15 protein-coding genes and 5 pseudogenes are annotated in these 17,923 nt (G+C 62.4%); 15 read left to right on the top strand and 5 right to left on the bottom strand.

Features of this window, described 5'->3' with window-relative positions; all coding sequences use genetic code 11:
- Positions 1-2 precede the first annotated feature (2 nt).
- Positions 3-1,990: pseudogene (locus ACVDG8_RS08650) on the top strand (conjugal transfer protein TraG).
- A 58-nt stretch (positions 1,991-2,048) separates the two neighbouring features.
- Complete coding sequence (locus ACVDG8_RS08645; protein ID WP_455707642.1) at positions 2,049-2,450, top strand: CopG family transcriptional regulator; 402 nt, start codon at positions 2,049-2,051, stop codon at positions 2,448-2,450.
- Positions 2,451-2,547: 97 nt separating this feature from the next.
- Here ACVDG8_RS08645 and ACVDG8_RS08640 read toward each other — a convergent pair whose 3' ends face one another.
- The 4 genes from ACVDG8_RS08640 to ACVDG8_RS08625 all read right to left on the bottom strand — a co-directional run bounded on the left by ACVDG8_RS08640 (position 2,548) and on the right by ACVDG8_RS08625 (position 4,434).
- Positions 2,548-3,060, bottom strand: coding sequence for a Fic family protein (locus ACVDG8_RS08640; RefSeq protein WP_455707641.1), 513 nt, complete (start codon positions 3,058-3,060; stop codon positions 2,548-2,550).
- A gap of 8 nt (positions 3,061-3,068) precedes the next feature.
- Complete coding sequence (locus tag ACVDG8_RS08635; RefSeq protein ID WP_455707640.1) at positions 3,069-3,335, bottom strand: hypothetical protein; 267 nt, start codon at positions 3,333-3,335, stop codon at positions 3,069-3,071.
- Positions 3,335-4,102 carry a hypothetical protein gene (locus ACVDG8_RS08630; RefSeq protein ID WP_455707639.1) on the bottom strand — a complete coding sequence of 256 codons (768 nt, stop codon included), beginning with the start codon at positions 4,100-4,102 and terminating at the stop codon, positions 3,335-3,337. Before ACVDG8_RS08630 ends, ACVDG8_RS08635 begins: the two co-directional genes overlap by 1 nt.
- Before the next feature lie 128 nt (positions 4,103-4,230).
- On the bottom strand, positions 4,231-4,434 hold the full coding sequence (locus ACVDG8_RS08625; protein WP_447254326.1) for a hypothetical protein: 204 nt from the start codon (positions 4,432-4,434) through the stop codon (positions 4,231-4,233).
- A gap of 217 nt (positions 4,435-4,651) precedes the next feature.
- Here ACVDG8_RS08625 and trbB point away from each other — a divergent pair.
- The 10 genes and pseudogenes from trbB (at position 4,652) to ACVDG8_RS08575 (ending at position 14,258) form a co-directional block, all read left to right on the top strand.
- Positions 4,652-5,636: pseudogene (gene trbB / locus ACVDG8_RS08620) on the top strand (P-type conjugative transfer ATPase TrbB).
- Positions 5,633-5,965: a TrbC/VirB2 family protein gene (locus ACVDG8_RS08615; RefSeq protein ID WP_447254324.1), complete on the top strand. Its 333-nt coding sequence runs from the start codon at positions 5,633-5,635 to the stop codon at positions 5,963-5,965. Before trbB ends, ACVDG8_RS08615 begins: the two are co-directional and overlap by 4 nt.
- Positions 5,966-6,252: 287 nt before the next feature.
- Positions 6,253-8,697, top strand: a pseudogene (trbE, locus tag ACVDG8_RS08610) (conjugal transfer protein TrbE).
- On the top strand, positions 8,694-9,452 hold the full coding sequence (trbJ, locus tag ACVDG8_RS08605; RefSeq protein WP_447254323.1) for a P-type conjugative transfer protein TrbJ: 759 nt from the start codon (positions 8,694-8,696) through the stop codon (positions 9,450-9,452). Before trbE ends, trbJ begins: the two are co-directional and overlap by 4 nt.
- A gap of 9 nt (positions 9,453-9,461) precedes the next feature.
- Positions 9,462-9,788, top strand: coding sequence for a putative entry exclusion protein TrbK-alt (gene trbK-alt, locus ACVDG8_RS08600; RefSeq protein ID WP_447254322.1), 327 nt, complete (start codon positions 9,462-9,464; stop codon positions 9,786-9,788).
- A 2-nt stretch (positions 9,789-9,790) separates the two neighbouring features.
- A complete protein-coding gene (gene trbL, locus ACVDG8_RS08595; RefSeq protein ID WP_447254321.1) occupies positions 9,791-11,137 on the top strand; it encodes a P-type conjugative transfer protein TrbL in 1,347 nt (448 codons plus the stop codon).
- 3 nt (positions 11,138-11,140) lie between these two features.
- Positions 11,141-11,831: pseudogene (gene trbF, locus ACVDG8_RS08590) on the top strand (conjugal transfer protein TrbF).
- A pseudogene (gene trbG / locus ACVDG8_RS08585) lies at positions 11,828-12,805 on the top strand (P-type conjugative transfer protein TrbG); the annotation flags it as partial. The pseudogenes trbF and trbG, both read left to right, overlap by 4 nt.
- 72 nt (positions 12,806-12,877) lie before the next feature.
- On the top strand, positions 12,878-14,032 hold the full coding sequence (locus tag ACVDG8_RS08580; protein ID WP_447254318.1) for a TrbI/VirB10 family protein: 1,155 nt from the start codon (positions 12,878-12,880) through the stop codon (positions 14,030-14,032).
- A gap of 1 nt (position 14,033) precedes the next feature.
- A complete protein-coding gene (locus tag ACVDG8_RS08575) occupies positions 14,034-14,258 on the top strand; it encodes a DUF2274 domain-containing protein (RefSeq protein WP_447254317.1) in 225 nt (74 codons plus the stop codon).
- 75 nt (positions 14,259-14,333) lie between these two features.
- On the opposite strand, the gene ACVDG8_RS08570 is transcribed toward ACVDG8_RS08575, so the two are convergent.
- Complete coding sequence (locus ACVDG8_RS08570; protein ID WP_447254316.1) at positions 14,334-15,251, bottom strand: LysR family transcriptional regulator; 918 nt, start codon at positions 15,249-15,251, stop codon at positions 14,334-14,336.
- Between the two features lie 307 nt (positions 15,252-15,558).
- Here ACVDG8_RS08570 and ACVDG8_RS08565 point away from each other — a divergent pair, with 307 nt between their 5' ends.
- From ACVDG8_RS08565 to ACVDG8_RS08555, 3 genes are all read left to right on the top strand, one after another.
- Positions 15,559-16,218, top strand: coding sequence for an ABC transporter permease subunit (locus ACVDG8_RS08565; RefSeq protein WP_447254315.1), 660 nt, complete (start codon positions 15,559-15,561; stop codon positions 16,216-16,218).
- A 10-nt stretch (positions 16,219-16,228) separates the two neighbouring features.
- Complete coding sequence (locus ACVDG8_RS08560; RefSeq protein ID WP_447254314.1) at positions 16,229-16,978, top strand: ABC transporter permease; 750 nt, start codon at positions 16,229-16,231, stop codon at positions 16,976-16,978.
- Positions 16,979-17,047: 69 nt separating this feature from the next.
- A complete protein-coding gene (locus ACVDG8_RS08555; RefSeq protein ID WP_447257274.1) occupies positions 17,048-17,878 on the top strand; it encodes a transporter substrate-binding domain-containing protein in 831 nt (276 codons plus the stop codon).
- The last annotated feature ends 45 nt before the right edge of the window (positions 17,879-17,923 follow it).

Below are 17,923 nucleotides of genomic sequence, written 5' to 3'. Positions count from 1 at the left end.
CCATGTCCGCCACGAAGATCCTCTGGGGTCAGATCCTGACTGTCTTCCTGATTGTCCTGCTGACAGTATGGGCCGCGACGCAATGGACCGCATGGAGGCTCGGATTCCAGGCGCAACTCGGCCCGCCCTGGTTCGACGTCGGCGGGCTGCCGGTTTACTACCCGCCAGCGCTGTTCTGGTGGTGGTATTTCTACGACGCCTACGCTCCCGACATCTTCCTGGAGGGCGGCTTGATTGCCGTATCCGGGGGTTCCTGTCGATCATCGTTGCAATCGGCATGTCGGTGTGGCGGGCGCGCGAGGTGAAGAACGTGCACACCTATGGCTCGGCGCGCTGGGCCGACCGACGGGAGGTGGAGCTTGCAGGTCTTCTTGGCAGCGATGGCGTGGTGCTTGGACGCTATGAGCGCCATTATCTGCGTCACGATGGTCCCGAGCATGTGCTGTGCTTCGCGCCGACCCGATCCGGCAAGGGCGTCGGCCTGGTGGTGCCTTCGTTGCTCTCCTGGCCAGGGTCGGCGATTGTCCACGACATCAAGGGCGAAAACTGGCAACTGACCGCTGGCTTCCGGGCTCTGCACGGCCGAGTGCTGCTCTTCGATCCGACCAATTCGAAATCGTCCGCCTACAATCCCTTGCTGGAAGTCCGCCGCGGCGAATGGGAGGTCCGCGACGCCCAGAACATCGCCGACATTCTTGTCGACCCGGAAGGCAGTCTGGAGAAACGCAACCATTGGGAAAAGACTTCTCACGCGCTGCTGGTCGGCGCGATCCTGCATGTCCTCTATGCCGAGGAGGACAAGACGCTGGCCGGTGTCGCCGCCTTCCTCTCGGATCCGAAGCGGCCGATCGAATCGACGCTCGCCGCAATGATGAAGACCGCCCATCTCGGCGAGGCCGGCCCGCATCCGGTCATCGCCAGCGCCGCGCGCGAACTGCTCAATAAATCCGACAATGAACGCTCGGGCGTGCTGTCCACCGCGATGTCCTTCCTCGGCCTCTACCGCGATCCCGTTGTCGCCGAGGCGACCCGGCGTTGCGACTGGCGCATCGCCGACATCGTCGGCGCCAAACTGCCGGCAACGCTCTATCTCGTCGTGCCGCCTTCGGACATCAACCGAACCAAGCCGCTTATTCGCCTCATCCTCAACCAGATTGGACGCCGCCTCACCGAGGACCTGCATACGAAGACAAGCCGCCACCGGCTGCTGCTGATGCTGGACGAGTTTCCAGCTCTTGGCCGCCTCGATTTCTTCGAGTCCGCGTTGGCCTTCATGGCGGGATATGGGCTCAAAAGCTTCCTGATTGCTCAGTCGCTAAACCAGATCGAAAAGGCCTATGGCCCGAACAACTCGATCCTCGACAACTGTCATGTGCGCGTGAGCTTCGCCACGAACGATGAGAGGACTGCCAAGCGCGTCTCTGACGCACTCGGCACGGCCACCGAGATGCGGGCGATGAAGAACTATGCCGGCCACAGGCTCTCGCCTTGGCTCGGACACCTCATGGTGTCGCGGCAGGAGACAGCGCGACAGCTTCTGACTCCAGGCGAGATCATGCAGCTTCCGCCGACCGATGAGATCGTGATGGTTGCGGGGGCGCCGCCGATCAGGGCGAAGAAGGCGCGATACTACGAAGATGTCCGCTTTCGCGAGCGCATCCTGCCGACACCTCAGTTGGATAGAACCGAAATGGCCGATCCTGGCGACTGGAACCAGCTCCCGCTACCGACCCGACCTGACGGCGCCGATGCTTCCGGTATGGCCCGGAACGACGATGGCGATCCAACGGAATCGGAACGACGCCTGCAACCCGAGCTCAATCGTGAGCGGCCAGTCGAGAAAACGGCCCCAATCGACAACGAGTTCGAGATCGGTCGAGACGACGACAGCGACGACGATGAGGCCATTCGCAATCGACGTTTGGCTCGCCTAATGCAGGGCGTGGCGCGGCAGGTTTCGCTCGACCCCGATGACGGCATGGAGTTGTAGGCGCCATGACGGCTCGCAAAAGAAAGTTCAGATTTCCGTCTATCTCGATCAGACGGTCATGACGATGCTTCGCGACTACGCGGCGCGGCGCGATCAACCCCAATCCATGATCGCAGAGGCCGCGATCGCTTCGTTCCTGTCGCCGGACGCCGACGAACGCCGAGAGGCGGCGATCGCCAAGCGCCTCGATCAGATTGATCGCCGACAGGCGCGCCAGGAGCGCGATATTGGCATCGCCGTAGAGACATTGGCGGTATTCGTCCGTTTCTGGCTGGCGACCACGCCGGCGCTGCCGGAGCCCGCCGCGCAGGCCGCGCGCGCCAAGGCGGCGGAACGCTACGAAGCTTTCGTCACCGCCTTGGGAAGGCGCCTGGCCAAGGGACCGAAACTGCGGCAGGAGATTTCTGAAGATGTTCATCCGATGGATGACAACGGATCGCCGTCCTCAACCGGATTGTAGCACGTCCTGCGCGCCATCAACGGCGTGTCCTCGCAAGATCGCGGCGAACTGCCACAGCATTGGCGTGCTCGGCTTGCCGTTTGTCGGCGGTGATCGCTCACACGCCGGGGAGCGAAGCAGTTGGCTCCCCCGACATTCCTTGTTTTGCCAGTTCTCCGAGGAAACGACTAAACGGCACGATGTTCTGGTTCACACTGGCCTGCTCAAGAGCGGCCATGTAGTCGGTGCGGCGTTGCACGGGAATGACAGTCCAGGGATAACCGCCGGCCGCCATCATGACATTCATCAGGAACCGTCCCATGCGGCCGTTCCCATCCATGTAGGGGTGGATATAGACAAAAACGAAATGCCCAAGCACGACACGCACCGCCGGATCATGCTCTGCTTCGAGCATCTCAAAAAAGACAGGCATCGTGTCGCGCACCGCATCGGGCGGCAGCGGAACGTGCATGGAACTACGGATGAACACGCGCTCTCCGCGGTAGCCGGCGAGATCGCCGGGTTTGACGATACCCGCAGCCACGCTGGGGGCAAATAGCTCGCGGTACCATTCTCCATGATCGTCATCGACGATGCGGCCAGGGTTTCGATTGGCAAGCACAGACGCCACGCTGCGTTTTACCGCTTCAAAGGCTTGGTAGTAGCCGCGCGCAGCGAGCGCATCGCGGTGCTCTCCGTCTCGTGGATTCCGTCGGGGTTCCAGGTGGCGCTGCGCACGCGATCGATCAGGCCGGGGCTGACCCGATAACCCTCGATGGAGAGTGAATGATAGGCATCGGTGGCGTAAACGTCATCGACGCGCCGAAGATAGTCATCGACGTCACTAGGGCGTCCAGGTGACTCCGGAAAATTCTCGATGACGGCGCCGCGCATTTCCTGCCACATCAGCCTGATCCGTCCGGCATAGGGTGATGTCTCGCGGCGCGGCAATGACAACTCCACCCGAGTGTCGAACGGGTCGGTTTCGCGAATCTTATAGCCTGCAGCCTGCATGCTGCGGACAATGTCATCTGCAATGCGCTCGCGGCCAATGTTGCGAAAGGCGCCGGCGAGCCGCCCGGCGATCTTGCTGTGCCCCCTTCGAGCAGGCGCGCGAGAATTTCGGATGCATCCGAAAACACCGCCAATGCCGTCCGCGCGTCGGTAGGCTTTTGCGTGAAGAAAGCGGGTGAGGCTTCGATGAGCGCGGCTGGCAAGGCATAAAGACGAAGGCCGTCTATCTCGGCAACGTCGCGAGCACCCGGCATGCTGGCTCGCATGTCATAAATCGAGGTGCCGTGCGGAAGCGCGGTGGGCTTGTTGCCTCCAGCAGGAGATCGCACCAACAATTGCCCCGGCACGGTGCGATTGCCGGCATGGAAGGAGAGGGAGGGTTCGGGGGCGAGGCACCAGTCCTTGCCGAACCGATCGTTCAAGTAGCTGGTGCAGAAATCCCAAAATGAAGCGTACCAGCCTGTCGTCTCGCCCAGTCGTTGTCGGGGATTAGCCGGAATGTACCAGCCCTTCATGACTTCTTGCAGGAACCCGCCGTTGAGGAGCCGTTCGCGATGAGTTCGTGAGAGATCGCTTGAGCGGATGGCAACGATGTGTCGATCCTGCAGATCCTTCAGCGCGGCGAGCGACTCGGCCAATTTCTCACGCGGCGGGGCCATTTTGCGCGTTCCTTAGGCTTTTGTGTTGAGCGCTCATTAGGGTTTGGTGCTGCTTGGATACTAGGTTTTCATGATGACCGTTTATTAGGTTATCATGCTGCACCATCTTTAGGGTATTTTGCAATAGGCTACTCAACCGTTGTAGAAGGCGATTGCTCTGCGCGCCTGAACCGAAACTGGGTTCGGCCATGTCCATGCCGACAAAGGTCATTGCTGGATAAGCCTGCAGCGCAAAGCCAGCGTGGATTCAGGACTTCGTCGGCACCCAAGGTGATGACGACGACGATGATGATGATGATCAGGAAGACGAGCATGCCGATCATGCCGATCATGTCGGCGCCGATGCCTTGAGACGCAGGGTTCTCAAAGTTTCGATCTCAGAAGCGTTCTCGACTCGCAGGAGGGTGGCAGCGGCACCGCCGTTTTCCTGTATTTACACGCCACACTACGAGGGCTCGATATAGTTGTTGCGGCGGCCCAAAATAGCCCTCTCTTAATCATCCCCGACCGGGAACCATTTGAAGTGTTCCCGACCGAAACGGGGACACGATGGCGAACTCGCAAAACAATACGGAAGGCCGCGCGCGCAGCTCGCGCATGCTGCGAACCGCGCTCGGACCGGCTATCAGCCGGTTCCTGGAAGATCCCGAAATCGTCGAAGTGATGCTGAATCCGGATGGCCGGATCTGGGTAGATCGGCTCTCTGAAGGTCTGGCCGAGACGGGGGAGATGCTTTCAGCCGCCGATGGCGAGCGAGATCGTGCGCCTGGTCGCCCATCATGTCGGCGCCGAAGTGCATTCCCGCTCTCCGCGCGTCTCGGCTGAGTTGCCAGAGACCGGAGAGCGTTTCGAAGGGCTGCTGCCGCCCGTCGTCACTGCGCCGGCGTTTGCGATCCGCAAACCCGCCGTCGCCGTCTTCACGCTCGAAGACTACGTCGCGGCAGGCATCATGAGCGAGGACCAGGCAGAGACGCTACGCGCCGCAGTCGCCAGCCGTGCCAACATCCTTGTTGCTGGCGGCACATCCACAGGCAAGACGACGCTCACCAACGCCTTGCTCGCCGAGGTCGCAAGAGGGCCTGATCGCGTCGTCATCATCGAGGACACGCGCGAACTGCAGTGCGCGGCATCCAACCTCGTCGCTATGCGGACCAAGGATGGCGTTGCCACCCTCTCGGACCTGGTTCGCTCCTCGCTGCGGCTGCGGCCCGATCGCATTCCGATCGGCGAGGTCCGCGGGCCGGAGGCCCTCGACCTGCTCAAGGCGTGGGGCACTGGACATCCCGGCGGCATCGGCACCATCCATGCCGGCTCAGGCATCGGCGCGCTGCGCCGGCTCGAGCAACTCATCCAGGAAGCCGTCGTCACCGTTCCGCGCGCGCTGATTGCCGAAACCATCGACATCGTCGCGGTGCTCGCCGGACGTGGCTCAGCGCGGCGGCTTGCCGAACTCGCGCGCGTCGAAGGTCTCGGCCCCGACGGCGACTATCGCATCTTCCAAGCCAAACCTACCGACACAGGAGAGAATTCATGATCGCTGTCCTTTCACGCGGCTACCGCAATATCGTTGCCGCAGCCACGACCCTTGCTATCAGTCTTACAGTGGCCCCGGCCGCCTATGCGTCCGGCTCATCGATGCCTTGGGAACAGCCGCTCGAGAAGATCCTGCAATCGATCGAAGGGCCGGTCTCCAAGATCATTGCCGTCATCATCATCATCGTGACGGGTCTGACGCTTGCCTTCGGTGATACCTCGGGCGGCTTTCGCCGGTTGATCCAGATCGTCTTTGGTCTGTCGATAGCCTTTGCGGCATCCAGCTTCTTTTTGTCGTTCTTTTCGTTCGGCGGCGGAGCCTTGATCTGATGGCGACCGCTTTCGAACAGCTCGACGCGGTGCCGGGGTGGATCGTCCCGGTGCACAAGGCGCTGACCGAGCACATTCTGCTCGGCGGCGCGCCGCGCTCCATCGCCATCCTGAACGGCACACTCGCCGGCGCCGTCGGCCTCGGCCTGCGTCTCTGGCTGGTGGGTCTCATCATCTGGGCGCTCGGCCATGCCGCCGCCGTATGGGCCGCCAAACGCGATCCGCTGTTTTGGTTGGCCGCCGGCACCTGCGGCTTCCCAGCCACCTGTCGGTTTGAGGACGCGGCCATGATGAACCTTGCCGAATTTCGTCGCCGTGCCAGCCGTCTTGCCGACTACCTGCCCTGGGCTGCGCTCATCGCGCCCGGCGTCGTTCTGAACAAGGATGGCAGCTTGCAGCGAACCGCGAATTTTCGCGGGCCTGACCTGGATTCCGCCGTTGCGGCCGAACTGGTCGCGGTCGCCTCGCGCATCAACAACGCGTTTCGCCGCCTTGGCTCGGGCTGGAGCGTCTTTGTTGAGGCGCAGCGGCATGAGGCGGCGATCTATCCGCAGAGCCGGTTCCCCGATCCTGCCTCTGGCCTGGTCGACGCCGAGCGCAAGGCTGACTTCGAGGAGGAAGGCGCGCATTTCGTATCGAGCTACTTTCTCACCTTCCTCTATTTGCCGCCAGCCGAGGAGGCCGCGCGGACAGAAGGGTGGCTCTACGAGGGGCGCGAGCAGTCTGGCGTGGACCCGCATGAGATCCTGCGCGCCTTTGTTGACCGCACCGAGCGGGTCCTCTCCCTGCTCGACGGCTTTATGCCGGAATGTCATTGGCTCGACGACGGTGAGACACTGACATACCTGCATTCAACTGTGTCGACGAAGCGCCATCGCGTGCGCGTCCCGGAGACGCCGGTCTATCTCGACGCGTTGCTCGCTGACGCTCCCCTGACAGGCGGGCTCGAGCCGCGCCTCGGTCATCAGAACCTCCGGATGCTGACCATTGTCGGCTTCCCGACCGTCACAACGCCAGGCTTGCTCGATGAGCTCAACCGGCTGGCATTTCCCTATCGATGGTCGACGCGCGCGATCCTGCTCGACAAGGTCGACGCCACCAAGCTGCTGACGAAAATCCGCCGCCAGTGGTTTGCCAAGCGCAAGAGCATTGCAGCGATCCTGAAGGAGGTGATGACGAACGAGGCGTCCGTGCTTGTCGACACGGACGCCTCCAACAAAGCGGCCGACGCCGACATCGCCTTGCAGGAACTCGGCGCTGACATGTCGGGTATGGCCTATGTGACCGCCACCATCACGGTCTGGGATGCCGATCCGCGCCTTGCCGACGAGAAACTGCGCTTAGCCGAGAAGGTCATCCAGGGGCGTGACTTCACGGCCATGGTCGAGACCGTCAACGCCGTCGACGCTTGGTTAGGCTCGTTGCCGGGCCATGCCTACGCCAATGTCCGTCAGCCGCCTCTGTCGACGCTCAATCTCGCCCACATGATTCCCCTCTGCCATGTGGGCGGGGCCGGAACGGGACGAGCACTTCGGTAGTCCCCCTTGCTTTACGGCAAGACCGAAGGCTCGACCCCGTTCCGGTTGTCCCTGCACGTCGGCGACGTCGGCCACACCCTCGTTGTCGGCCCCACCGGCGCGGGCAAGTCCGTGCTGCTGGCGCTGATGGCCCTGCAATTCCGTCGCTACCCGCGCAGCCAGGTCTTCGCCTTCGACTTCGGCGGCTCGATCCGCGCAGCCACACTGGCCATGGGAGGTGACTGGCACGATCTCGGGGGCGAACTCACCGATGGTGCGCAGGCATCCGTCTCCCTCCAGCCGCTCGCCCGTGTCCACGACACCTATGAGCGCGCCTGGGCGGCCGACTGGATCGTTGCGATCCTTGCCCGCGAGGGCATCCCCATCAACCCTGACGTCAAGGAGCATATCTGGACCGCGCTGACGTCGCTCGCCTCGGCCCCCGTGGCGGAGCGCACCATCACCGGCATGAGCGTGCTCCTCCAGGCGAACGCCTTGAAGCAGGCCCTGCGGTCCTACTGCATCGGTGGTCCGCACGGACGACTGCTCGACGCCGAGGCCGAGCATCTTGGCGCGGCATCCGTCCAGGCGTTCGAGATCGAGGGCCTGGTTGGCACCGCAGCCGCACCAGCCGTCCTGTCCTACCTGTTTCATCGCATCGGTGACCGGCTCGACGGACGGCCGACGCTGCTGATCATCGATGAAGGTTGGCTGGCGCTCGACGACGAGGGCTTTGCCGGCCAGTTGCGCGAGTGGTTGAAGACACTGCGCAAGAAGAACGCCAGCGTCATCTTCGCCACCCAGTCCTTGTCCGACATTGACGGTTCGGCCATCGCGCCGGCGATCATCGAGAGCTGCCCGACACGGTTGCTCTTGCCGAACGAGCGTGCGGTCGAGCCGCAGATTACCGCCATCTACCGCCGCTTCGGCCTCAACGACCGCCAGATCGAGATACTGGCGCGCGCAACACCCAAGCGCGACTACTACTGCCAGTCCCGACGCGGTAACCGCCTCTTCGAGCTCGGCCTGTCGGAAGTCGGCCTGGCACTCTGCGCCGCATCCTCCAAGACGGACCAGGCGCTGATCGCCAGCATCGTCGCCGAGCATGGCCGCGACGGTTTCCTCGAGGCCTGGCTGCGTGCGCGAGGCGTTGGCTGGGCTTCGGACCTTATCCCCGACCTCATCCCCCAAGCTGAAAAGGAGCCTCAATCATGAACACTCATCGAATTCCCACGCGCGCTGTTTTGCTCGCCGCGGCCATGCTTGCGCCGCCGCTCATGGTTTCGCCGATGGTGGCGACGCCGGCACATGCGTTGATCGTGTTTGATCCCTCGAACTACAGCCAGAATGTTCTGACAGCGGCGCGATCGCTCCAGCAGATCACCAACCAGATCACATCGCTGCAGAACCAGGCCCAGATGCTGATCAACCAGGCCCGCAATCTTGCGAACCTGCCTTTCTCCTCGCTCCAGCAGTTGCAGCAATCGGTGCAGCGCACGCAGCAACTGCTCAACCAGGCGCAGAACATCGCCTTCGACGTTGGGCAGGTCGACCAGATGTTCCAGCAGAGATATGGCGCCGTTTCGTTCTCCACGTCGGACGAGGCGCTCGTTGCCGACGCGCGTTCGCGCTGGCGCAACACCGTTGGCGGTCTCCAGGACGCGATGCGCGTGCAGGCGGGCGTCGTCGGAAACATCGAGACCAACCGGACACAGATGTCGGCATTGGTCAGTTCGAGCCAGTCCGCGACAGGAGCGCTCCAGGCAACGCAAGCCGGCAACCAGCTTCTCGCGCTGCAGGCACAGCAACTCGCAGACCTTACCGCCGTTGTCGCCGCCAACGGCCGCGGCCAGGCACTGACCGATGCGGAACGTGCCGCGGCCGCCGAACAGGGGCGCGAACAGCGCCGCCGCTTCCTGACCCCAGGTGCGGGCTATCAGGCCGGCAATGCCCAGATGTTCAACCGCTGAGGCCTGACCATGGACGGCAAGATCTTCGCGCGCCTTCTCGCCGTCATCTTCGTCGCGGTTGCCGTCACGGCGACCGCGCTCGAGATGACCCGCAAGCAGGAAAGTCAGCCGGGCACCGCAACTGCCGTGCCCGCGCCTTCGGGGCCGGATCCACTTCGCGAAAACCTTCGCCACTGCCAGGGGCTCGGCGAGGCTGCCTTGCGTGACAGCGATTGCTTGCGCTTGTGGGCAGAGCAGCGCGACCGGTTCCTTGGTTACCGGACACCGTCTGCGAACCGGTCGTCCGAGCTGCTCGCGCCGCGGTCGCTAGAGGCGACCAAACCGGGGGCGCGATAAGCATGGGCAGCACTGGCATCATCGACCAATTCCTTGGTACCTTCACCCGCTATATCGACAGCGGTTTCGGCCTGCTTGGTGGCGAAGTCGCTTTCATCGCCACCACCCTCATTGTCATTGACGTTACGCTTGCAGCTCTCTTCTGGAGTTGGGGCGCCGATGACGACATCCTGGCGCGGCTCGTCAAGAAGACGCTGTTCGTCGGTATCTTCGCCTATCTGATTTCCAACTGGAACAGCCTTGCCCGCATCGTCTTCGAAAGTTTTTCCGGTCTCGGCCTGAAGGCCAGTGGCACCGGGTTTTCGGCCCAGGACCTCCTGCGGCCCGGCAAGGTGGCGCAAACCGGTCTCGACGCAGGACGACCGCTGCTCGAGGCCATTTCTGGCCTGATGGGCTACGTGTCCTTCTTCGAAAACTTCATCCAGATCGCCTGCCTGCTGTTTGCCTGGGCGCTGGTCCTCCTCGCTTTCTTCATCCTCGCCGTGCAGCTCTTCGTCACGCTGATCGAATTCAAGCTGTCGACACTGGCCGGTTTCGTGCTGATCCCGTTCGGCCTCTTCGGCAAGACCGCCTTCATGGCCGAACGCGTGCTCGGCAATGTCATCTCATCGGGCATCAAGGTGCTGGTGCTGGCCGTGGTTATTGGTATTGGCTCGACCCTGTTTGGCGAGTTCACTCAAGGGTTCGGCGGCGAAAATCCCACCATCGATCAAGCCATGGCGATCGTGCTGGCCGCATTGTCACTTCTCGGCCTCGGCATCTTCTGTCCGGGCATTGCCAACGGCATCGTATCCGGCGGACCCCAGCTCGGTGCCGGTGCCGCCGTTGGCACAGGTCTGGCTGCAGGCGGCATGGTGCTTGCCACTGGCGGCGCCGCAAGCCTGGCAGCACGCGGCGGGTCGGCCGCATTCTCCGCAGGCGGCTCGACTGCGCGCGGCGGTTCGATTGCAGGATTGTCTGGCCAGGGTGGCGCCGCACCTGCCACTTCCGGCTTGGGCGGCGTTGCAAGTGCGGGTTTTTCGCAGAATGCCTCGCCGCTCAGGCGCGCCGCCGCGCGCGCTGGTGAGTCCGTGCATGCGACTACCGGCGCTGGTCCACGGTCTGCAACTGCGGCGACCGGTGAAACCGCGACAGCGCAAAACCCCGGGGGCAACGCCGAACATGCAAACGCCCCTCCCGTCTCCCGCGCCGCCGGGGCGGGCGAGGTGGCACAAAGTGCCCCTGACTGGGCTAGACGCATGCAACGGTCGCAACGCCTGTCGCACGGCGTCCAGACCGCGGCCCATGCGGTCCGCGCTGGCGATGCCCACGGCAGCGGCAGTTCCGTTTCTCTCTCCGAAGGCAAATGACCCATGAACATTTTTCGACGGCCCGCCGTCCACTACGGCAAGTCACCTCAGCCCGAGACTCCATACCAGAAGGCCGCGCAGGTCTGGGACGACCGCATCGGGTCTGCTCGCGTGCAGGCCAGAAACTGGCGCTTGATGGCCTTTGGATCGCTGATCCTGTCGGCCGGCCTGGCGGCCGCTCTTGTGTCGCAGTCACTGCGCGGGACCGTGGTCCCTTGGGTGGTGCAGATCGACACGCTCGGACAGGCGCAGGCGCTCGCGCCCGCGACGACGGACTATAAGCCGACCGATCCGCAAATAGCCTGGCATCTGGCTCGCTTCATCGAGCAGGTTCGGTCAACCCCGGCCGATCCGATCATCGTGCGGCAGAACTGGCTGCGCGCCTATGAGTGGACCACCGACGAGGGTGCCGCGGCGCTCAACGACTATGCCCGCGTCAACGACCCTTTCTCCAAGGTCGGCAAGCAGCAGGTCTCGGTGGAAGTCTCGTCGGTCATTCGCGCCTCTGCGGATTCCTTTCGCGTCGCCTGGGCAGAGCGCCATTACGAAAATGGCCAGCTGTCCACCACCGAGCGATGGACCGCCATCCTGACAACGGTGATCCAGCCGCCGCGCGACGCTCGACCGGCTTCGTTCCAATCCGCTTGGCATCTACATCAACGCCATCAACTGGTCGCGGGAGATGAATCAATGATGGTGCCTTCGCATGGTGTCGCAACGCGCGCGTCGGGGTGGTCCGCTTTTGCAATGGTGTTGCTTTCGAGCTCAGTCCTTGCCTGCTGCGCAACACCCCAGAAACCGCCAAAGATTGCCTACGATGCCTATGTGCCGCCTCTGCCGTCCGCTCCGGCAGCGGCCCCCGATGAAAGGCCAAAACCGCTGCACATTCCACCGGGCTGGGTGGCGGCGCGCGGTGGGGTGGCCGGCCATACGCCAGCGGCACGCGTTGAAAATGCCAACGCTGCGGCGCGCGTCCAGCCGCGTCGTGAGGGCTATTACAACGCCATTCAAATCTATCCATGGAGTGAAGGTGCACTTTATCAGGTCTATGCCGCTCCAGGACAGATTACGGATATCGCGCTGGAGCCTGGCGAAAGCCTGACCGGCGAAGGTCCAATCGCGGCGGGCGATACCGCGCGCTGGATCATCGGCGACACCGAAAGCGGATCTGGCGTCACCCGGCGCGTTCATGTGCTGGTCAAGCCTTCTCGCGCCGGCATCACCACAAATCTCGTCATCACCACCGACCGGCGCAGCTACATGATCGAGCTGCAATCTGGCGAGAAGCCGTACATGCCCGCCGTGGCGTGGGCCTATCCCGCGCTCCCGGCCGGACAGGCGCGGCCGATCCCCGCGACGCCGGCGATGCCCGAACTCACCGCTCGCAATTACCGCTATGGTCTCACCGGCGACGCGGCCGCCTGGAGGCCCGTCAGCGTCTTCGATGATGGCAGGCGGGTCTACGTCGAGTTTCCACGCGGCATCGTGCAAGGCGAGATGCCGCCCATCTTCGTCATCGGCCCGGACGGCGAGGCCGAGATCGCCAACAGCCGCGTCTACCAGAACACGCTGATCGTCGACCGTCTTTTCGGCGCGGCAGAACTACGGCTTGGCAGTGGCAAGCGGCAACAGACCGTCAGAATCGTGCGCACCGATGGGACGAGAAGCGTCACTCCGAGACCAGGCTTCAGTGCAACCTCGAACCTCACGGATGCACCCGGCCAACGGGGAGGAGAAGTCATGAGCGAGAACGAAAACACTGCTTCCCCCATGCAGCTTCGCGCCGATCCGCCGCGTGTCACGCGCCTGTCCCGCAAGGTGCTCGCCGGCATAAGCCTGTTTGCATCGCTCGGCGTCGGTGGCGCGCTGATCTACGCGCTTCAGACGCGTGACGCAGGCAGGCATGGCGACGAGCTCTACTCGACGTCCAACAGGCAGCCTGCCGACGGGCTCGCCGGCCTGCCGCGCGACTATACCGGCCCCATTCTTGGGCCACCGCTGCCTGGCGATCTTGGCCGGCCGATGCTTGACGCCCAGAACAAGGGACAGCCCGTGGTGCCGCCAATGATCGTGGCGCCCACGGTCGACGAGGCCGAACAGCGTCGACGGGCCGAGGAGGAGGCAGCCCGAACCTCGCGTGTCTTCTTCCAGACGGGGCAATCGACCGCGGCAATGGCTCAAACGTCCGAAGGAATTGCCCCGCCGAACCTTGGCGGTCCCGATCTCGCCGGTCAGGCGGGCGCGGCGACCATTCAAGACCGACAACTGGGCTTCCTGAATGCGGCCGCTGATCGGCGAACCGTAGCACCGGACCGCGTCACCCCGCCGGCATCGCCTTATGTGCTTCAGGCAGGGGCCGTCATTCCAGCCGCGCTCATCACCGGCATCCGCTCCGATCTGCCTGGCCAGATTACCGCGCAGGTCACTGAAAATGTCTATGACAGCCCGACGGGCCGCTCGCTGTTGGTCCCGCAAGGCACACGGGTCATTGGCCAGTACGACAACGGCGTGGGCTTCGGCCAGCGGCGCGTATTGCTCGTCTGGAACAGGCTGGTCTTTCCCAACGGCCGTTCAATCGTTCTGGAACGCCAGCCTGGGACCGACGCCCAAGGCTATGCCGGCCTCGAGGACGGCGTCGACTATCATTGGGCCGAGCTTTTCAAGGCGGCGGCACTCACCACCATTCTCAGCGTCGGTGCGGAGGCCGGCTCCTCGGGGCAGGAGAGCGACATCGTGCGCGCGCTGCGCGGCGGCGCTTCCGACAGTATCAGCCAGGTCGGTCAGCAGATCGTCCAGCGCCAGCTGAACATCGCGCCGACGCTGACGATACGGCCGGGATTCGATGTGCGTGTCGTCGTTACCCGCGATCTCGTGCTCGAACCCTATGAGGGCTGAAATGGCCAAGCTGAAACTCGGTCCGATTGCAGACGACAAGCCGGTAAAAGTCACAATCGAACTACCGGCGCCGCTGCACCGCGATCTGTCCAGGTATGCCGAGATCCTTGCGCGCGAGTCGGGTCAGCCACGCGCTGATCCTCTGCGCCTGGTCGTGCCGATGCTGGAGCGCTTTATCGCGACGGATCGCGGCTTTGCCAAGGCCAGGCGGGAGCGCAAATCTTAAATATCGAGGTCGCGAAGCAGGGGCGATCTATGCCAACGGCAGTACGGCCGCACCGCAGGAGGTTTCCTGCGAACCTTACGCCGCGGCGGAGATCGTCGGAGCGAAGGCGGATACGATCGCTTCAAGTGAAACGTTCATGGCGTTGGTGAAGGTCCTGCCTTTCTGCCAGATCGCCACGTAGTGATAGAGGGCGGAGGGTTCTACTGGTCTTGCCAGCAGTTGAAACGCCGCGTACTCGCGCGCAATGATCTCATTGGTGATCGAGATCCCAAGGCCGGCGGACACGTATCCGGCCTCGTGACCGTTGCAGTCGAATTCAACCAGTATATCGGGCTCGACACCGGCGAAGCGCAACGCATTGAAGTTCATCTGATGGGCGGCAAATTGCGGATCGATATCGACGATCGTTTCTCCTGCGAGGTCATGGGCCTCGATGCGCGACTGTCGGGAGAACCGATGATCGGGATGAAAGATGCATACATTGCGGGCCGAGCCCAATGGCGCCCACTCAAACAAGCTTGGATCGAGAGGCAGTCTTGAGATTCCGAGATCTGCCCGCCCTGCCAAAATGTGCTCTCCGATCTGATCGTGACTTCCCGAAATCGACCGCACAGTCGAGGCAGTCTTCGAACGGATTGTCGCTACAACCCGGGGCAAGGTCACGAAACCGAAGACGGAAGGCGCAGCAATCCCGATCCGTTGCTTTTCGTCGTTCTTCATGGCGAAGATCGACGATTCCAGCCGATCCAAGGACGTTATGGCGAGGTCGACGCTTCGCAGCAGTTGCCAGGCTTCCTGCAGCGGAACGATACGGTTCGAGGACCTTTTGAAGAGCGTGATGCCAAGTGTTGCCTCAAGTTGCTTCACATGTTGACTGACCGCCGGCTGGCTTATGCCGAGGGCCATTGCCGCGCGCCTTGTCGAACCGGTCCGTAGCACCTCGCGGAAGACCTGTAACTGCCGGAGCTTCAGACCGCCTCGCAGCAACTCCATCCTTTTTCCATGCCTTTCCGACCGCGTGCTGAGCCAAGCGCGGGTGATTGCCGGGCGTGGCGACCAAATCGGTCGGCTCCATGCTACGCATCAGCTTTGAACTTAACACGATCATATAAGAATTAGTTATAGAGTAAATTATGAAAATCATAGATTGATTTGCGGTAGTCGGAGTTTATATTAAGTCAAACGTGTTAATTAACTTTAAGTTATCATTGGAACAACGCGCAACCACAGGTAAATATTCCAGATAACTTCGCTTAACAAGCGATGCGCTACTGGAACTGCGAGCCGAAAAAGGTGCGTTATGAACGGTTTTGCTGCTCAGTTTCTTTTCGCATTCACGGTGACGCTGGGCCTTGCGCTTGTCAGCGGGTCTCTCGGTACAGTATTAGGGCTGTTCCTGGCCATTTCGAAAGGTGCGGCCTCCCCCCGACTAAGAAGGATTGTGACGGCTTACACGACGGTGGTTCGTGGCGTGCCAGAACTTGTCATTATCCTGCTCATCTACTTTGGAGGCACCACCTTCGCCAGCATGGTCGTCGGCCGCTATGTGGAGGTGAATGCGTTCACCGCAGGGGTGATCGCACTCTCGGTCGTGTTCAGTGGCTATGCGACCGAAGTGTTCCGGGGCGCGATTGCCGCCGTACCCGCTGGACAGACAGAAGCGTCGAAGTCGCTTGGGCTGAATGCCTGGCAGCGTTGGGCCTTCATCATCGGTCCTCAGATGCTGCGGCTGGCGCTGCCGGCATATGGCAACCTGTGGATCTCGCTTTTCAAGGATACCGCACTGGTGTCCATCGTCGGGCTGACCGACATCATGCGCGTTGCCTTCGTCGGTGCCGGGTCCCTGCGTGCGCCGCTGACCTTCTATCTCGCGGCCTCAGCGCTGTATCTCACCCTCACAACAATGACGCTGCTGTCGATCCGGTTTGCGGAGCGGCGCTACCCCGCTTTCGGTCGCTAGGGGAACTCCTGTGAACCTTCTGTTGATGCTTGATGCGGTGGTGGTGCTCTCCTCAGGCGTGGGCCTCACCTTGACGCTGACTGTGCTGTCGCTAATTGCGGGATTTTTACTGTCGGTGCCCCTGGCTTTCATCCGCGCCTTCGCGCGTCCCAACCTGTCGCTCGCAGTGTTGAGCTACACCTATGTCTTCCGCGGTACACCCATGCTCGTTCAACTCTTCTTGCTCTATTATGGCTTGAGCCAGATCGAGGCTGTGCGGGCCAGCGTCTTTTGGGTGATCCTGCGGGATCCTTTCTGGTGCGCCCTCCTGACATTCTCGCTGAACAGCGCGGCTCATACCACCGAGATCCTGTGTCGAGGTCTGCAGTCGGTACCGAAGGGCCTCACCGAGGCCGCCGCGGCTCTCGGCTTGAATCGTCTGCAAACCGCCCGCCTTGTCACTTTTCCGATCGCGTTCAGGATCTCGCTTCCGGCCTACGGGAACGAAATTGTGGGCATGATCAAGGGTTCGTCTCTGGCAAGCACCGTGACGCTTCTCGAGCTCACCGGCATGGCGAGGCAGATGGTGTCGGCCACCTTCGCCCCCTTCGAAATCTTCATCGTCGCCGGCGCGATCTACCTGTCGCTCACCACGATTGCCGTGAAGGCAACTCAGTTCCTGGAACGACGGCTTTCGACCGACGGTCCTCCTGGCGCACGACGCAGGCTGCGACCAAAGCCAGCGCTGTGCGAACCCGAGATCACGACACCCACGCCGTGACCGTGCAGCATCAGGCTGCATTCCCGCCAACCAAAACGAAAGAGGTGCCTTATGCGCATACCCTTTGCCATGGCTGTTTTGCTCGCATCATTCATATCAATCTTCCCTGTCCGGGCCGAGGACGGGCGCGCGCTATCGATCGCCACCGAAGGCGCCTCGCCGCCTTGGGACGGCACCGATGCCAATGGTGAGCTCTACGGCTACGACGTTGATGTTGGCCGCGAGCTCTGTCGCCGCATCAACTTCAAATGCAGCTTTGTCGCGCAGGATTGGGACGGCATCATTCCGGCCCTGGTCGTAGGCAAGTTCGATGTCATCATGTCCGGCATGGCGATCACCGAGAAACGCAAGCAGTCGATCGCATTTTCAGTTCCCTACGCCGGCGGCTTCAATCAGTTCGTCGTGCGCAAGGAACTGGGGCTCGACCCCGGCGACATCAAGCAAAGAGTCAACCTCTCGACGGTCGGAGACAAGGAAAAAGCGGCCATCGAGCACGTCAGAACGACGCTGAGCGGCAAGGCCATCGGGGTCCTGCGTTCGTCTAACTCGGAAGCTGTCCTGAAGGATCTCTTCGGCGATGTCGTGACCATCCGCAGCTATGACAGCCTAGACAATCTGGAGCTCGATCTTGCCGCCGGGCGCGTCGATGGCGGGCTTGCCGACTTTTTCACGTGGCGCGATTTCCTGGAGACGCCGGCCGGTTCGATCGCTGTGTTTTTCGGCCCGGAACTCAAGGGCGGCCTCTGGGGTCCTGGCGTCGGCGCCGGCATGCGCAAAGGCGACTCCGAGTTGCTCGCCAAGTTCAACGCTGCCATCGATGCGGCCACCAAGGATGGGACGCTCAAGGCGTTGAGCATGAAGTGGTTCAAGACGGACATCGCACCGGCCGTCTCGAAATAACGGCGGCACAAGCTTCGACATCGTGTGGCGCTGGCCGCGTGCCGG

Source organism: Mesorhizobium sp. ORM8.1 (assembly GCF_053005525.2).
The sequence above is the reverse complement of the archived record's forward strand: the minus strand, read 5'-3'. Positions and strand labels throughout refer to the sequence as shown.

Bases quoted from the DNA above. Each gene is read 5' to 3' on its own strand.
- ACVDG8_RS08570 (WP_447254316.1), bottom strand. From the start codon at position 15,251: ATGGAGTTGCTGCGAGGCGGTCTGAAGCTCCGGCAGTTACAGGTCTTC.
- ACVDG8_RS08635 (WP_455707640.1), bottom strand. From the start codon at position 3,335: ATGTGGCAGGAAATGCGCGGCGCCGTCATCGAGAATTTTCCGGAGTCA.
- ACVDG8_RS08615 (WP_447254324.1), top strand. From the start codon at position 5,633: ATGATCGCTGTCCTTTCACGCGGCTACCGCAATATCGTTGCCGCAGCC.
- trbL (WP_447254321.1), top strand. From the start codon at position 9,791: ATGGGCAGCACTGGCATCATCGACCAATTCCTTGGTACCTTCACCCGC.
- ACVDG8_RS08645 (WP_455707642.1), top strand. From the start codon at position 2,049: ATGACGATGCTTCGCGACTACGCGGCGCGGCGCGATCAACCCCAATCC.
- ACVDG8_RS08565 (WP_447254315.1), top strand. From the start codon at position 15,559: ATGAACGGTTTTGCTGCTCAGTTTCTTTTCGCATTCACGGTGACGCTG.
- ACVDG8_RS08575 (WP_447254317.1), top strand. From the start codon at position 14,034: ATGGCCAAGCTGAAACTCGGTCCGATTGCAGACGACAAGCCGGTAAAA.
- trbJ (WP_447254323.1), top strand. From the start codon at position 8,694: ATGAACACTCATCGAATTCCCACGCGCGCTGTTTTGCTCGCCGCGGCC.
- ACVDG8_RS08625 (WP_447254326.1), bottom strand. From the start codon at position 4,434: ATGATCGGCATGATCGGCATGCTCGTCTTCCTGATCATCATCATCATC.
- trbK-alt (WP_447254322.1), top strand. From the start codon at position 9,462: ATGGACGGCAAGATCTTCGCGCGCCTTCTCGCCGTCATCTTCGTCGCG.
- ACVDG8_RS08580 (WP_447254318.1), top strand. From the start codon at position 12,878: ATGAGCGAGAACGAAAACACTGCTTCCCCCATGCAGCTTCGCGCCGAT.
- ACVDG8_RS08555 (WP_447257274.1), top strand. From the start codon at position 17,048: ATGGCTGTTTTGCTCGCATCATTCATATCAATCTTCCCTGTCCGGGCC.
- ACVDG8_RS08630 (WP_455707639.1), bottom strand. From the start codon at position 4,102: ATGGCCCCGCCGCGTGAGAAATTGGCCGAGTCGCTCGCCGCGCTGAAG.